Source organism: Bradyrhizobium sp. 160 (assembly GCF_023073735.1).
Classification (GTDB): domain Bacteria; phylum Pseudomonadota; class Alphaproteobacteria; order Rhizobiales; family Xanthobacteraceae; genus Bradyrhizobium.
Genome location: NZ_JADPKD010000054.1, coordinates 257427 through 273001, shown reverse-complemented (window position 1 = coordinate 273001; position 15575 = coordinate 257427). Strand labels below are relative to the sequence as shown.

The 15575-nt window shown below is 61.7% G+C and carries 13 protein-coding genes; 5 read left to right on the top strand and 8 right to left on the bottom strand.

What is annotated here, in order from left to right; translation table 11 throughout:
* Positions 1–276: 276 nt before the first annotated feature.
* Positions 277–2238, top strand: coding sequence for a putative bifunctional diguanylate cyclase/phosphodiesterase (locus IVA98_RS20860; RefSeq protein ID WP_247355455.1), 1962 nt, complete (start codon positions 277–279; stop codon positions 2236–2238).
* A gap of 210 nt (positions 2239–2448) precedes the next feature.
* Here the strand turns inward: IVA98_RS20860 and IVA98_RS20855 are convergent, their stop codons facing one another.
* From IVA98_RS20855 to pgm, 4 genes are all read right to left on the bottom strand, one after another.
* A complete protein-coding gene (locus IVA98_RS20855) occupies positions 2449–3429 on the bottom strand; it encodes a PDR/VanB family oxidoreductase (protein ID WP_247305623.1) in 981 nt (326 codons plus the stop codon).
* Positions 3430–3439: 10 nt separating this feature from the next.
* Positions 3440–4192 (bottom strand): GntR family transcriptional regulator, encoded by a 753-nt coding sequence (locus tag IVA98_RS20850; protein ID WP_247305620.1) that lies wholly within the window; start codon positions 4190–4192, stop codon positions 3440–3442.
* Positions 4193–4197: 5 nt separating this feature from the next.
* The gene (locus tag IVA98_RS20845; protein WP_247355454.1) at positions 4198–5247 is read right to left on the bottom strand and encodes an aromatic ring-hydroxylating dioxygenase subunit alpha; all 1050 of its coding nucleotides are present in this window, start codon (positions 5245–5247) and stop codon (positions 4198–4200) included.
* 216 nt (positions 5248–5463) lie between these two features.
* On the bottom strand, positions 5464–7110 hold the full coding sequence (pgm, locus tag IVA98_RS20840; RefSeq protein ID WP_247305613.1) for a phosphoglucomutase (alpha-D-glucose-1,6-bisphosphate-dependent): 1647 nt from the start codon (positions 7108–7110) through the stop codon (positions 5464–5466).
* A 133-nt stretch (positions 7111–7243) separates the two neighbouring features.
* Between pgm and IVA98_RS20835 the strand changes: the two genes are divergently transcribed.
* Positions 7244–7462, top strand: coding sequence for a hypothetical protein (locus IVA98_RS20835; RefSeq protein ID WP_247305610.1), 219 nt, complete (start codon positions 7244–7246; stop codon positions 7460–7462).
* Between the two features lie 7 nt (positions 7463–7469).
* On the opposite strand, the gene IVA98_RS20830 is transcribed toward IVA98_RS20835, so the two are convergent.
* Complete coding sequence (locus tag IVA98_RS20830) at positions 7470–8360, bottom strand: aldose 1-epimerase family protein (RefSeq protein WP_247305607.1); 891 nt, start codon at positions 8358–8360, stop codon at positions 7470–7472.
* 348 nt (positions 8361–8708) lie between these two features.
* Positions 8709–9998: an acyltransferase family protein gene (locus IVA98_RS20825; protein WP_247355453.1), complete on the bottom strand. Its 1290-nt coding sequence runs from the start codon at positions 9996–9998 to the stop codon at positions 8709–8711.
* A 236-nt stretch (positions 9999–10234) separates the two neighbouring features.
* Between IVA98_RS20825 and IVA98_RS20820 the strand changes: the two genes are divergently transcribed.
* The 3 genes from IVA98_RS20820 to IVA98_RS20810 all read left to right on the top strand — a co-directional run bounded on the left by IVA98_RS20820 (position 10235) and on the right by IVA98_RS20810 (position 13061).
* A complete protein-coding gene (locus IVA98_RS20820; RefSeq protein ID WP_247355452.1) occupies positions 10235–10663 on the top strand; it encodes a hypothetical protein in 429 nt (142 codons plus the stop codon).
* A gap of 329 nt (positions 10664–10992) precedes the next feature.
* Complete coding sequence (locus IVA98_RS20815; protein WP_130211929.1) at positions 10993–11283, top strand: hypothetical protein; 291 nt, start codon at positions 10993–10995, stop codon at positions 11281–11283.
* Between the two features lie 614 nt (positions 11284–11897).
* Positions 11898–13061, top strand: coding sequence for a glycosyltransferase family 2 protein (locus IVA98_RS20810; protein WP_247355451.1), 1164 nt, complete (start codon positions 11898–11900; stop codon positions 13059–13061).
* Between the two features lie 46 nt (positions 13062–13107).
* On the opposite strand, the gene IVA98_RS20805 is transcribed toward IVA98_RS20810, so the two are convergent.
* Together IVA98_RS20805 and IVA98_RS20800 are read right to left on the bottom strand one after the other, a co-directional pair.
* Positions 13108–13566 (bottom strand): DCC1-like thiol-disulfide oxidoreductase family protein, encoded by a 459-nt coding sequence (locus IVA98_RS20805; RefSeq protein ID WP_247355450.1) that lies wholly within the window; start codon positions 13564–13566, stop codon positions 13108–13110.
* Positions 13556–15196: a hypothetical protein gene (locus tag IVA98_RS20800; protein WP_247355449.1), complete on the bottom strand. Its 1641-nt coding sequence runs from the start codon at positions 15194–15196 to the stop codon at positions 13556–13558. Before IVA98_RS20800 ends, IVA98_RS20805 begins: the two co-directional genes overlap by 11 nt.
* Positions 15197–15575 lie beyond the last annotated feature (379 nt).

Genomic DNA, 15575 nt, shown 5'->3' with positions numbered 1-15575 from the left:
GTCCCGTCTCCGCCAAGGCTACGCCGGGGCCACAATGGTATCTCGGCCCGTCGGAGCTTTAGCAAAGGCGGCAAGCCGGGGCACAACAGCGGAGTTACGGGCGAACATCCCCTGCCATCGCGCATTTGTATCGATTTGTTATCGATACCCTCGTTTGAACACGCAGAAGTGGTCACGGCGGCGGTCGCGGCCGAGGACAATTCATAGTTCGTCAAAGGTTTGTAGCGAATTCTCAGCTTCCAGCCGGACCAACGGCGGACGCTGCCAGGCTCTCGAATGCGGACTCAAACGACCAGCTATTTCGCACGGCTGTTCGCCGGCGATCTGTCGGCGTTAGGCGGTCCTGCAGCCGACGAGGCCGTCGCCGGTCATATTAGGGCCGAACAGATGTCGCTGGTGCTGGGCTATTCCGTCGGCATCATGCTGGCCAATGCCTGCAACGCCATCGTGCTGGCCGTCGCGCTGTGGCAGTCGCCGGACCGGATGCCGGCCCTGATCTGGGCGGTCGCCGTGGCCGCCGCCGCGATCGCATTCGGCCTGCAATCCCACGCCACGCGCCGCATCACCAAGCCGCAATTCGTCTCGCGCCGTGCCATGCACCGGCTGGTGCGCAACGCCTTCATCCTTGGCGCGGCCTGGGGCATCGTCCCAGTCGCGTTCTTCTCCGACGCTTCGACCGGCGGCCAGCTCGTCATCACCTGCCTGTGCTCGGGCATGCTGGCGGGCGGCGCGCTGGCCTTCGCGACGATCCCGATCGCGGCCATCGCCTTCACGGCGCCCATCTTCCTCGGCATCGCCATCTGCCTGTGCCGGAACGGCGATCTTGCCTTCCTGCTGATCGCATTCCTGGTCGTGGTCTACGGAAGCGTGCTGCTCCGCGGCGTGTTCGTCAATTCGTTCTCGTTCGCGCATCGCGTGATGCAGCAACTCGAAGCGGAGCGCACGGTGCGGCGGGATCCCCTCACCCATTTGCCCAACCGCGTCGCGTTCAACGAAACGCTCGATGCCGCGCTCAAACGGCTGGCGTTATCAGGCGAGGAATTCGCGGTGCTGCTGCTCGACCTCGACCGCTTCAAGGAGGTCAACGACCAGTTTGGTCATCCCGCCGGCGACGAATTCCTGGTCCAGGTTGCAAGCCGCCTGCGGCGCTGCACGCGCGCGGCCGAGCATGTCGCGCGCATCGGCGGCGACGAATTCGCGCTGGTCATGAACAATGTGGCGCGGCCAGAAGATGCGCTCGAGATCGCCGAGCGCTTCGTCGCGGCCTTCGCCGAATCGTTCCAGATCGAGGGCCGCCAGATCGTCGGCGCGACCAGCGTCGGCATCGTGCTTGCGCCGCGCGACGGCAACACGCCGTTCGACCTCATGAAGAATGCCGACGCCGCGCTCTATCGCGCCAAGAAGGCGGGAGCCGGCACGGTCTGCTTCTTCGAGACCAGCGACGACAAAGCGTCCCGCGACCGCAAGGCGCTGCAATCGGACCTCGCGGGCGCGATCGCGAGGGACGAGCTGTTCCTGGTGTTCCAGCCGTTCCTCGGTCTGGGCGACAACCGCATCACAGGCTTCGAGGCGCTGCTGCGCTGGCAGCATCCAATACGCGGACTGGTGCCGCCGAGCGAATTCATACCGATCGCGGAGGAGACCGGGCTCATCCACGAGATCGGCGAATGGGTCATCCGCCGCGCCTGCACGACGGTGGCGCAATGGCCCGAACAGATTAGGGTCGCCGTGAACTTCTCTGCGGCACAATTTCACAACACCGGCATTCTCCAGACCATCGTGCAGGCGCTTGCCGACGCGAAGATCTCTCCCAGGCGGCTCGAGATCGAGATCACGGAATCGATGCTGCTGTCTAAATACGGCTCGGCCGCATCGGTCCTGAATGCGCTGCTGGAGCTCGGGGTCACCGTGGCGCTCGATGATTTCGGGACGGGCTTCTCCTCGCTCACCTATTTACGCAAGCTGCCGTTCAGCCGTATCAAAATCGACCAGTCCTTCATCCGCGACGTGCTGGTGCAGCCGGACTGCGCTGCGATCGTCAAGTCGGTGGTCTCGCTCGCGCGGGACCTGCGCATCGGTGTCGTCGCTGAAGGCGTCGAGACCTCCGACCAACTCGAATATCTGCGCCAGATCAGCTGCGACGAGGTGCAGGGCTATCTGATCAGCCGGCCGGTGGCGGCCGATGCCGTGCTGGCGCTGCTGGACAGCAAGAAACATCGGGCGACCTTTGCGGCGTAGGACTCGATCGGGTTAAGATCGGTGCCGCTACGAAAGAGGTGCGCTCCCTCCCGCTTGCGGGGGAGGATTGGGGAGGGTGTCTCCACAGAGGGACTTCCCCAGAGGAGAGAACCCTCACCCGCGGCTTCGGCGCGACCTCTCCCGCACGCGGGAGAGGTGGTGTCCGTGGCTCCGTCCATTCCGCCAAAACAGATCTCGCTGGACGCTATTTCAGATCGCGTCCGCCCGCAGCAGTGTATCCACGGTGATCGTGCCCCTCGCGCGGGAGACGCAGGCACAGATCTTCTGGTTGCTTTGCTTCTGCTGGTCGCTGAAGAAAACGTCGCGATGGTCGATGTCGCCGTCGACCGCGACCACGTCGATGGCGCACAGGCCGCATTCGCCGCGCTTGCAATCATACATCACGTCGTGGCCGCTGGCGTTGAGCACGTCCAGCATCGAGCGTTCGCGCGGAATTTCGAGCTCGACATTTGAGTCCTTCAGACGCACCCGGAACGTCTCGGTCGGCAGCGTGCCGCTGGAGCCAAAGGTCTCGTAGCGGAGATCCGGAAGCGGATGGCCGGCGCCGATCCAGGCATGGCGCGCGGCATCGAGCATGCGCATCGGGCCGCAGAACAGCGCGAGCGCGCCCTTGGGCGCCGACGCGAACAGGGCGTCGAGATCGAGCCGGTGGCCTTCGTCGCTGGCATGAACGACCAGGCGATCGCCGAGCAGCGCGGCGAGATCATCGAGATAGGCGGCTTCGGCGCGCGAGCGCACCGCATAATGCAGCGTGACGTCAGCCCCGCGCCGCGCCAGCGCCTGTGCGGCGCCGAGGATCGGGGTGATGCCGATGCCACCGGCGATCAGGCAATAGTTTTCCCGCGTCCAGTCCACCGCAAGCAGCGAGGCGGGCTGGGTGATGTCGAGCCGTGCGCCTGGCTGCAATGACCACATATAGCGCGAGCCGCCTCGGGAATCATCAGCGCGGCGCACCGCGATCTTGAAACCAGCCGAGGTGGCTTCGCCGACCAGCGAATAGGACCGCGTCTCCGGCAGGCCGTCGATGGTGACGCTGACATTGATGTGGCTGCCGACCGGATAGGCGGCGCCATCGAACTGATCCGGCCGGATCAGGAATTCGCGGATGCTCGGTGCGAGATCGCGGGTCGAGACGAGCGTTGCCGGTATCCAGGTTTCGATGAAGCGCATGGCTGTGCCCTCAATCGGTTGCGGTCTTGATCAGCGCGAGCGCCGGCAAGAGGTCGAGATGGGTCCGGTTGCGCAGCGCGAGCCGCAGGTTGCGCACCGCGAGCCGCGCATGCTCACGCATGACGGCCTCGGCGCGCGCGCCTTCGCGATTCTCGATCGCGTCAATCACGACGCGATGATGCTCCTGCCCGATGATGAGGATCTGCTGCGCCTCGGGCAGCGCCGATTGCGCCATCACGAAGCCGCTGGGCGAGGCGAACGGCAGCGCGGAGGCGCGGTCGATCTGGCGAATCAACGGCGGGCTGCGCGACAATTCCGTGAGCAGCGCATGAAAGCGCGCGTTCAGCGTGACATAGGACGAGAAGGAATCGACCGAGATCGGCACCTGGCGCAGCAATTCGTCGATGGCGGCGAGGCACTCCTTCAGCGGCTCGAGCTCGCGCGCGGAGACGCCGCGCTCGGCGGCGAAACGTGCGGCGAGGCCTTCCAGCGTGCCGCGCAGCTCGATGGAGTCGGAGATGTCGCGCTCCGAGAACGCCTTCACCATGAAGCCGCCGGACGGGATCGCCTCCAAGAGGCCCTCCTCCTCCAGTCGCACCAGCGCCATGCGCACCGGCGTGCGCGAGGCGCCGGTGGTCTCCACCGCCTGGAGTTCGGAGATGCGCTCGCCCGGACGCAACGACCCTGACAGGATCTGGTCGCGCAGCGCGAGCTGCGCCTTCACGGTCTGCGAGACGGAGCGGTCGACCTCACGTTCGGCCATGTCGGCTATTCCGCGGCCTGGAGATGCTGCGGCGCGTTTTCCTTCGCCACCATGCGATCGATCAGCTTGCGCGTCCACATCGCGCCCGCATCGATGTTGAGGTTGTAGAAGATACGATCCGGGTTCTCGTCCATCGCGCGCTGCTGCGCTTCGAGGATCAGCTCGTCCTCGTGAAAGATGCCGGAGACGCCCTCGCGGATTTCGCTGGTGATGCGCTGCTCACTGATGCGATAGTTGCGCACGAACGCCCAGAAATAATGGCAGGTCTTCTCGGTCTCCGGCGTGATGGTGTTGAGCACGAAACCGTTGACGCCCTGCGAGCGGTCGCCTTCCGGCGCGCCGGTGCCGGTCGGCGCCACGCCGACGTCGATGGCGATGGTGCACGGGGCTTCGAAGCGGATGATCTGCCAGCGGTCGACGAGACCGGGCTTGCCGAGTTGCTTGGCCCAGAACGGCGGCGGCTCGATGCCGCGCATCCAGCGCGTCACGGTCACCGTCTTCTCGCCATGGGTGACGTCGAACGGCGCCTCAGCCACCGCATCGTTACCGATGGAGGAGCCGTGCACAAAAGTTTCGTGGGTGAGATCCATGAGATTGTCGAGCACGAGGCGGTAGTCGCATTTGACATGGATGGTCTTGCCGTCGCCGGCCCAGGCCGGATCGTGATTCCAGTGCATGTCCGGAACCAGCGCGGGATCGGCCAGCGCGGGATCGCCCATCCAGAGCCAGATGTAGCGGTGACGCTCGACCACGGGATAAGCGCGGACACAGGCGGACGGATTGATGGTCTCCTGCGAGGGCATGAAGGTGCAGCGCCCTTGCGCGTTGTACTTCAGGCCGTGATAGCCGCAGATGACGGTGTCGCCTTCGAGCCGTCCCTTGGACAGCGGCACCAGGCGATGCCAGCAGGCATCCTCCAGCGCGGCCACCGAGCCGTCGGCCTTGCGGTACATCACGACATGCTTGCCGCAGATCGTCCGCGGCAACAGCGCCGGCTTCACCTCGGCATCCCATGCCGCAGCGTACCAGGCGTTCATCGGGAACGGCTTTGTCATCGGTCTCACTCCCACGGCTCATGAATACGTTATGTATACACTAGCAGGAGCTTAGATGGATTCAAGGCGAATTAAGGCACTACTACCATACCTATATCTCGACGATTGTATACATCGTGCATGTTTTTTTTGGGTTTGCAGGAATGTCTGGGCGCGATCCTCTTACTTCCCCTGGAGGGCCCTCCAAGGGACGTAAGAGAGGCTTGCGCCCGGCGGCTACGTCTCGAACACCCTCGCCAGGCCGGCCCTAGCCTCCTCCTGAATCCGCGTCAGGTGCTCGGTGCTGCGGAAGCTCTCGGCGTAGATCTTGTAGACGTCCTCCGTCCCCGACGGCCTTGCTGCGAACCAGCCGAAATCGGTCTCGACCTTGATGCCACCGAACGGCTGGCTGTTGCCGGGCGCCTTGCTCAGGGTGGCCCGGACGGGGTCGCCGGCGAGATCTTTCAGGCCAAGTTGCTCGGGGGTGACCGATTTCAGGATGGTCTTCTGCGGCCCCGTGGCCGCGACGTCGGTACGCGCGTAATGGGGCACGCCGAACTCGGCGGTGAGGTCGCCAAAGAGCTGGCTGGGGTCACGGCCGGTCCTGGCCATGATCTCGGCAGCAAGCAGACCAAGAATGACGCCGTCCTTGTCGGTGGTCCAGACCGTGCCGTCCCGGCGCAGGAACGAGGCCCCCGCGCTCTCCTCGCCGCCGAAGCCGAAGCCGCCGGTGAGGAGGCCGTCGACGAACCATTTGAAGCCGACCGGCGTCTCGATCAGCTTGCGGCCGAGCTTTTTCGCAACGCGATCGATAATCGAGCTCGACACCACGGTCTTGCCGATCGCGGCATCCTTGCCCCAGTCCGGACGGTGCGTGAACAGATAGGAGATCGCGGTCGCAAGATAATGGTTTGGATTCATCAGGCCGCCGGTGCGCGTCACGATGCCGTGGCGATCGGCGTCGGTGTCGTTGGCAAAGGCGACGTCGAAGCGGTCGCGCATCCCGATCAGGCTCGCCATCGCATAAGGCGAGGAGCAGTCCATACGAATCTTGCCGTCCCAGTCCACCGTCATGAAGCGGAAGGTCGGATCGATCGCCTCGTTCACGACGGTGGCCTTGAGGCCGTAGCGCTCGATGATCGGATGCCAGTAATGCACGGCGGCACCGCCGAGCGGATCGATGCCGATCGTGACGCCGGCGGACTTGACCAGGTCGAGATCGACGACATTGCCGAGATCGGCAACATAAGGTGTGATGAAGTCGTAGGCGTGGACTTTCGAAGACTTGCGCGCCTTGGCGTAGTCGACGCGCTTCACGCTCCTGAGGGCCTCGGCGAGATAAGCATTGGCGCGCTTCTCGACCACGCCGGTGACGTCGGTGTCGGCGGGGCCGCCATGCGGCGGGTTGTATTTGTAGCCGCCGTCTTCCGGGGGATTGTGCGAGGGCGTGATCACGACGCCATCGGCGAGGCCGCCCGTACGCCCCTTGTTGTAGGTCAGGATCGCGTGCGAGATCACCGGCGTCGGCGTGTAGCCGCCATCCTTGTCGATCATGACATCGACATCGTTGGCCGCGAACACCTCGACGGCGCTCGTGAGGGCGGGCTCTGCCAGCGCATGGGTATCGATGCCGATGAAGAGCGGGCCCGTCAGCCCCTTTTCTCGCCGGTAATCACAAATCGCCTGCGTGGTCGCGACGATGTGGCCCTCGTTGAAGGTGTTCTTGAACGAGGTGCCGCGATGACCCGAGGTGCCGAACGCGACCCGTTGCGCGGGGTCGGCCGCGTCGGGCTTGCCGGCGAAATAGGCGGTCACCAGCCGCGGAATGTTGGTGAGCGCGTCCGGCGAGGCCTGCTTGCCCGCCGCGGGATCAACATTAGCCACTGAAATACCTCGTCCTGTCGCACGCGATCGCGGGATACAATAGCACCGACCGGCACCCCGCCAAGGGCACAACACGCGCGAGGGAGGGGGCGTTCCTTCCGCCGGCTGCGCCTCACATTCGAGTGTCGTTCTGGTGAAACCGGCCCGTAGCACGAGGCTTGCGAAATTCACGATTGCCTGCGGCGATACGGTCGGAAAGGTCGCGGCCAAGGCCGGCGTCAAGAAGCTCGCGCTGACCCATCACCGGCCGCGCACCGACGATACCATGCTGAACGCGCTGCTCGACGATGTCCGGCGGGATTACTCGGGTCCTGTCGTACTCGGTGAGGACCTCACGCGCATCGAGCTCTGAGGCGTTCTCAGGACGATCCGACCTCGATCCGGAACGACAAGCACTCTTGCGCACCCGGCGCGATATGCATCAGGCCGGGCTTCTCGGTGAACTCGCCGTCGAAGCCGGTGGGGCTGGCATGGCCGCGCCAGGGCTCGATGCAGAGGAACGGCGCGCCCGACGGTTTCGACCAGATGCCGAGTTCGCGAAAGCCGCGCCAGGACATTTTCAGCCAGGGCCCGGTTGCTGCGCCCTGCCCCGCGGCATAGTGGACCGAATTGCTCTCAATGCGGTCGAAGATGATGGCGTCATCCACGAACAGGGATTCGGACAGGGGCAGCGCTCTATTCTTGACCGGGCTCGGCTCGGTTGCTGCGCGCAGCAAGCCGCCGTCGAGACGGCGGACGGGAGCCGATTCCGCGTTCGCAAAGGTCAGCGCATAGCTCTCCTTCGCGTGCCCGGCTTGGAGCGGCCAGTTGAAGGCGGGATGGCCGCCGAGCGAAGCCGGCAATGTCTCCTTGCCGGTGTTGGCGATCGTGAACGTCAGATCAAGGCCGGAATCGTCGATCGCATAGGCAGCGGTGAGCCGGAATGCGAACGGATAGAGCGCGCGCGTCGCCTCGCTGTCTTCGAGCACCAGCGTGCAGCGGCCCTCGCCGCGTTCTGTCCACACGAAACGGCTGTCGCGCGCAAAGCCGTGCTGGGTCATGCGATAGGTCTTGCCCCGGTGCCGCAATTCATCGTTGGCGAGGCGCCCGACGATCGGAAACAGCAGCGGCGCATGGCGCGGCCATTGCGGCCCCGCCTGCCAGACGAATTCGATGCCGCCGGCGTCCATGAGCGAGCACAGTTCGGCGCCATGCGCCTTGACGGTCGCGCTGAGCCGGCCGCTTCGAAGGGTATGGGCATCATCGCTCATGTGCGACATCTACACCGCGACCTCATATGCAGCAAGGCGGCGCCGGCAGAGGTGTGACGGTCATCGATGGCGCTTGCTTGCGCAGAGCGTTGAAATGTAAAAGAAAATTTGGGTTCGTTCTGTGGACCATCGCTCGACAGCGCGGCGACGCGCAGCAACTCGCATGATCAGCGCCTGGGTTGTCACGCCGTCGGACCTTCAGAGCCGTCGCGCTAGGCGGGATACAAAAGTAAGCCGCCAAGGTCCGCAACGCCCTCGACTTTGCCACAGGACTGAGGCGCAGCCGCGAACTCGAGCACCGAACATACCTTTGACCCGCAGTCCCAGATGTCCCAGCAGGGAGTCCTCTTAGGACGATGCGACCGGTTTAGACTCAGCACGACGGGATACCCCAGCGCCGGTGAGCTCGTCGGAATTGGAGTTGCGCAACAGGAACAACGACCTCCAGTCCCCCTGATGCCCAAATTCGATATAGCGATAGCTCAGCGCACTTAGCAGGATCGTTATTGCAAGATATGAAAGTCGAAGCGTGTCTTGGAGCGGAGACGTATCGGGCGGGATCATTTCAACCATGATGATCGAATGCCACGCATAGATGCTGTAGCACATGCATCCGACGATTTGAATGGGCCATGCCTCGAACAAGCGATTTGCGGACCATGCCCCGCACAACACCGCCAGCAGCACCATGGAAAACCCGGCGCAAAAGATCGTGGCGTAGAGAATGCTCACAGCCCAGGGGCCGTTATCCTTGAGATATATGGCGGCGATCATCAGCAGCAGTCCGGGCAGCAGCCCCCGCGACTGAAATCTCCTGAGTGAAACGCTGTCCCTGGACTTGACGTAGAGATCGCAAACCAACATTCCGAAAATGAACTGGTAACACGACCCAAATATTCCGCCCACAAACGGGCGAAACATCCCAACCCGATCCACCGCGATAAGATGCCCAGCCATCACAAAAGCTGAGCAGATGACGACGCTCAACAGCAACAGCCTTCGAAGGCCGAAGCGCGCGATCAGAAGAATCAGCAGCGGAAATAAAAGGCTGAACCAGATTTCAACGCCTACGGACCACAATACGGGATTGGAGGGAGGCATAAACCCGTGCGGCACAAAAATGAAGAGCGTAGATAGCAGTCCGCCGAGCTCCAGATACCACGCGTGCGACCCTGCGGGCGACTTGGCATGGAGTGCAACCGTCACGAGGACAACCGTATAGTAAAGTGGAAGCAACCGGGCTGCGCGATGCCAATAGAAATGCGCGAAGTCGGCGAGCCGATCGATGGCCCGCTTCTTGGTGCGATAGGGCAGGTACAGAACGAATCCAGAGAGCACAAAAAAGATATTTACGCCCAAGAAGCCGTGCTTTGCGACAATGGCCAAGAGACCATTCGGATCAAGTTCGCCGGGAAACGCCGGCGCGCTGGATGTAAACGGAACAAGCAAGTGAAAGAGGATCACCATCAGGATGGCGAGTCCGCGAAAACCGTTGACCGCCCCGATCTTCTGCGCGCGACTACCGGCTATGATGGTGGAACCTGGGGATTGTAACGACAAGACGGCGATCTCGGTATTCTGGTTGCCTGTTGCGATGCTCGCTACGTTGAGCGACCTCTCAATCGATGGCTGTCGCATCACTCTAGACGCGTGCGATGCCAAACCGGGGGCGCGTTAACCAGCAACTTGGCGCCTCGGCGGATCACAGCGAATATCTCGTATCGCGAACACCTCACCCCTCGTTGGAAGCGATCCTCAGGCGAGCGCAGCCCCACCCGGACACGCCGAACGACGTGCCTTCAAATCGTCAATTACGGCATCTATCAACTACGGGATATGGACGGTAGCAGGTTAACTCTGAGGCAGAATTATGAGTGGGCGCGTATAGTTTGATGGTTGGGCTCCTCATCATATTTGTTCTGCTCGCGATTGGCTTCGCGGCCGGCTACGGCACGCGTGAGCTGATCTCTCGTAAGCGGCACGCCGAGTACCTGAACTTGCAGCCCTACGTTTCGCCCGAGCTCAGAACCAGGCGACCATCTTCGGATGAAAGCACCAGGACGCGATACGCCACACCTCAACCCACAATGACTGAGCAGACGAACTATGACATGCCTCAGTCGCTTAAACCCGTATCCATTCGGGAGCCGAAGCCAGCGAAATCCGCGCCTGCCGGCGCAAGCTTGCGTCTGATCGAGCCGCATTCCTCTGAGCCCGATACCGGATCTTTGCAGTCCGTGGACATTGAGCAGAGCCTCGAAGAACTCGTCGGGCTCCTGCTGCGTAAAAAGCAGGGGGGCTAGGACCGGTCGCCTCCGGAGGCGCCTTGGTCACAAGCCTCTTGCCGCATTCGCGAATCCGCCTGTTGCCGAGGTCGAGCACACCGGGGGGAAAGTAAACCCCTGGAACCGAAAAGCACCAAGTTGTCAGCAGGAGAACTCCGGAATCCAGGGGATCGCGCCGACGACCGAGCACGTTCCAGAACAGAGCCGCCCGCCCGCGGCGCGGCGGCAGCCGCACCAATGACTGGCGACGGCCGTGCAAAAGTGGTATGTTTTTAGCGGCTCTGTGGCTACAATACGGCCCGTCATGCGTCCGGAACATCTCTGGTGCAAGAGCAGGAGGGCAGATTTTGGTCGTGCTGATGATCGCAAGCGCCGTGGCGGGTGTTCTTCTGGGGCGTTTTCTTCGCGCATACGCTCTTATTCCCGCAACGATGCTGATCCTGGTTGCAGCGTGGTATTTGGGCCTTGAGCAGGGTTTCGCCACGGGCGCGATAGCCTTCGTCGCCAGCGCGGTAATTTTGCAAGTCGTCTATTGCGCGAGCCTGCTGATCTATCTGCTCATCGCGAACCTCTCGGTGCTCGACCAGGTGCAGTCGGAGGCATCACCGCAGATGCCTGAATCGCAAATCGCAGTCTAGTCAGCCCCCTATCATGAGCGGCCAGCGAGAATGTTGTCGCATGGTCGTACATTGTTTCATCCTTCTGTAGAAGCTCCGCACCTGCTTAATTGCCATGCAGTTCATCCCGCGGGGCCGCATTCCCGCCGGTGTGCTTGTGAGCGCTTCATTTACGCGGCATGATCCCGTGCACGCGTTCTGCTCCGCAGAAACCGTTGGCCACAGCTCTAATCTGCTCAATGGCTCGAAAGATCTCCTGCACCAAATTGAATACGCGTGGCGGAGGCTTCTTCTTTGACTTTGATTTCGGCTCCTTGAAACTTCCGCGGAATAGCTGTGTTGCACAAAGTCGACCGGGCAAAATGCTTTTGCACGAAACGACGCGCGACAAGCTGGAGCGACACATCAAGTATGCTCAAGACGTTTGGGAATGAATGGCAATGCAATCAATTTGGAACCGACGCGACGCCGCCGGCCGATATTCCTCTTGCAAAGAAGAAGCGCCCATTTGTAGCTCGCCACGCGCTTATGAGGCTAGATCAACCCGCTGAGACAACGTGACCGTCCATAGCACCTATATTCGCCGTCTTTATCGTAGATAATGCAGATGTGATCGGTTGGCTGGAAAATCTAAAATGGAATTGCCGGCGAGAGCAGCGGCGGGCGGCAATGGCGCGCAGAACGCGTTACAAGAGTCGATCGTAAGGGGTCAAGCGGCTGTCGCACTTTTGACGCCAACGCGATCACGGACCAAGCAGCGCCCCGATCCGGTCATTCACCGGATTGATACCCGGCCCCTCGACTTCGGCGTCGATGAGATCGTAGCTGTCGGCAAGCTCCGCAACGAGATGCTGCGATTACCCGATTTCCTGCGCCATCATCGCCGGCTCGGAGTCGGACGTTTCCTCGCGATCGATGACCGTTCGGACGACGGCACGCGAGCATTCCTGCTCGATCAGCCGGATGTTCACGTGTTCGAGATCCGGGAGCCTTTTGCAGAATCAAGTGGTGGTGCGCGTTGGACCAGCGCCGTGCTCGACCAATTCGCGCCAGGACGGTGGGCGCTGACGCTCGACGCAGACGAACTCTTCGTCTACCCCGGCTGCGAACGTTTTGATCTTCGATGGTTGTGCCGTTATCTGGAGAGCACCGGCGCTGATTGCATGACCGCGGAAATGGTCGATATGTATCCACGCTGGCTCGGCGGTCCGGAGCGCTACCATGCCGGCGAGAGCCTCATCGCTTTCTCCCCCTACTTCGATTCCGACACCTATGTGAAGCGCCGTCGGCGCGGCTTTCCGACCAACTACCTGGTGGGTGGTGCGCGAGCGAGGCTGTTTTATGACGAACCGATGCCGCCAAAGATCGCTCTTTACGACGCACTTGTACAGTTGCTTGAGCCATACGGGCTGGCGCGGCTGCTGCCTGCAGTTAACATAACGCGCTGGCAGCCACCGCTGCTCACTAAAGTGCCGCTCGCGCGATGGTCGCCCGGCCGTCGCTATATCGCCGCCGGTCACCTGATGGCCCCACCAGGCAAGGCAGGCGATGTCACAGGCGCCCTGCTCCATTTCAAATTTCTTCACGATTTCACCGATAAGGTCGCAATCGCGGTCCGTGAGGGGAACTACTATCTCGGCTCGGTCGAGTATCAACGCTACGCGGAGCGGCTCGATCAGAATCCGTCATTCGAGCTCATCTATCCCAATAGCCTGATCTACCAATCATCAGACGATCTTGTCCGTTGCGGTCTGATGCGTCTCTCCCCGGCCTACCAGGCCGCGACGCGGCAACCCTGACAGCGCTTTTCTGCACAGGAGGCGCGCTGGAGCCTTCCTCCAATCGTTACCGGACCCCGTCGTTGTGCTTGATGTGTTCGTCGGAAGGACCGACCGGTATCTGCTGTTCTGGAGCATTGATTTCGTCGATCAGCTTGCGGCCGAGAAGCCGAAGGAGAAGCTTCCTTCCGCGCACCAGTGCTGGATAAATTGCCCTTGCGAGGCGGGGCCGAGAGAACACGAGCCGATTGAGGCGATTGAAGACGGTCGCCTCCCCGGCAAGCGTTGCCAGCAGATGCATTGCAGCGGCCCCATAGTAGTGCCGCCCACGCCAGCGAACCACCATGCCTTCGTTGAGATCGAGGTTGCGCGCGCGGATATCGCGCACGATTGGATGCTCCGAACGCGCGTCGATCAGGTGAATGCGCTGCCCACGCTCCCGCAACTGGTACAGCAGAACATAGCGGCTGCATAACGGGCATTCGCCGTCATAGACCACCCAGATATCGTCATCACTATGGGTCAATTCGATAGTCCGTTCGCTTCCGAACGTCGCGCACAAGCTTACCCTCCGCCAGGCCGAGGCATACTGAGTCCACCACATAGTGATAGGCGACAATATCGTCCATGGTCAGCTTGTTGAATTCGCCGTACAGCCATGGATTGGACAGCATGTGGTGCGGATAGGCATAAAAACTGTTGTTATCCTTCACCCAGGGATAGACACGGAAAAAGCGATCCGTCTCGCGGACCATTTTTTCCACGGCCTCCATGGCTACGCCTGTGTCCTGACGCGGAAGGATCTCCGGGCCGCAGGTGGTCGCGTCGTGCCAAGTCGCAAGATCGTGGTTGTTGCCGCCAACGCGAGCCCGGAAATGATTCTCAGGGATGTACATGGTTCCGGTCCCGATCATGTACGAGTAGATGCCGAAATACGTGGAAGGCGCGAGAACCTGGCGACCATCGCGGGTCTCGACGAAAAGCCGCGGGCTTGCCAGCTTCGGCCCGTCCAGCCATCCAAGGTAATTGGTGTAGAAGAAGAACCGGCCACAAATGACGGTCACGACCATCACAACCTTCATCGCCGGGGTGAACCCATCACGCGGCAGCGTGCGTGCCGCGGCTACGATGAACAGGTTGAGCGCAATCCAGAAGAAGAACAGAGCCCCCAGTGTGAAGTACACGCCGATGTGGAAGATATCGAACAGCAGGCAGAAGAACGACAGCGCGCGCGTCGAGATCGCAGCCAAGGGCGACAGGAGCTGGGCACCCAACACGAAGACGTTGAAGATCAGCTGGTTGCTCACGATCGCGTCCCAGATCGTCTGCAACGCGCCAGGCCATAGGCCGAGCGGGGCGTCGCCGCGTTCGAGACCCATCAGGATTGAGGTTTGCGTGGGATTTGCGAGCAGCCAGGTCCATGGCTTCTCGCCACCAGCCTGCAGCTTTGCGATTCCCGACCAGAAATAGCTGCCGAGATGCGCCCCGACGGCGCACGCCCAAATCAAGCCATAGGCGCGATCGCGAAGCTGCTTCACGTTGTCTGCAGAAGCGAACAGAGTTCGCAGCCACGGCACGCGATCCATCACCCAGGCGCTGGTGAGGACGATCGTGCCGAGCACGCCAAGGACGGCGAAGTTACCGACGTCGAGCATCCCGAGATAATCGGTCTCGGTCACGAAGATGCCGGACACGACGCTCACCATTTCGCGCCATGCATGGTAAAAATAGAACAGCGGCACCAGAAATGAAGGACGCCAGATCGCGGCTATTCCTGCTACAACCGCAAGCACTGCACCGTAGCGGAAGAACAGAATTTTGTCGCTCGAACCGAACAGGATGTTGGGGGGCCCTGCGAAAGGGCCCAATGAATCGAACAGCAACTGCACGAAAATCGTCATTCCGATCGCGAGGGCGGTGATACGCAATGGCGGCGAGAAATCACGATAGCGAATGGAGCTGAAGGCGAGCGCGCCGGCAAATGCCAAGCAAACCAGCACCAAAGCGTAAATGTCGGACCAGCGCGCCAGGTGCGTGACGGCCCGCCGCGAAATCGCAGAAAGAATGAGGGCTACTGCAAGAAGGAAAACAGGTCCCGCGAGCGACGAGACGCTAGACCGCGCTCCTTGCTGTGATGCAACGGTATACAACGCCATCCCGTCTGGGACCTCCGGAGCTTCGCCCAACCGAACATTATAGAATCACTAGCCATCTGCAAGCATCGCAAGCGCAGCTCGTCCTTCTCCCGGTGCGAGTGCCAACGAAATCATCCCGCGGGAACCTCAACACTGCGAATTGAATATGACAAACTGCGGGCATTGATGTGACCACAAGTGTCCACGTCGACATTGGTCACGGTCAGACCATCGTTTGAAAACAGTTTCGACCCAGCTCCGCTGATCCCACATCGCCCGATCACGTCTTCCGTTCATGTCAGGGCCAAGCTAAAAGCCGGAGACGATCGGAACCGCCATCGTTCAGCGCACTGGATTTCCCGAGGCACTTGCTGGCAGGCGCAAGACCGCGCAAGAAACT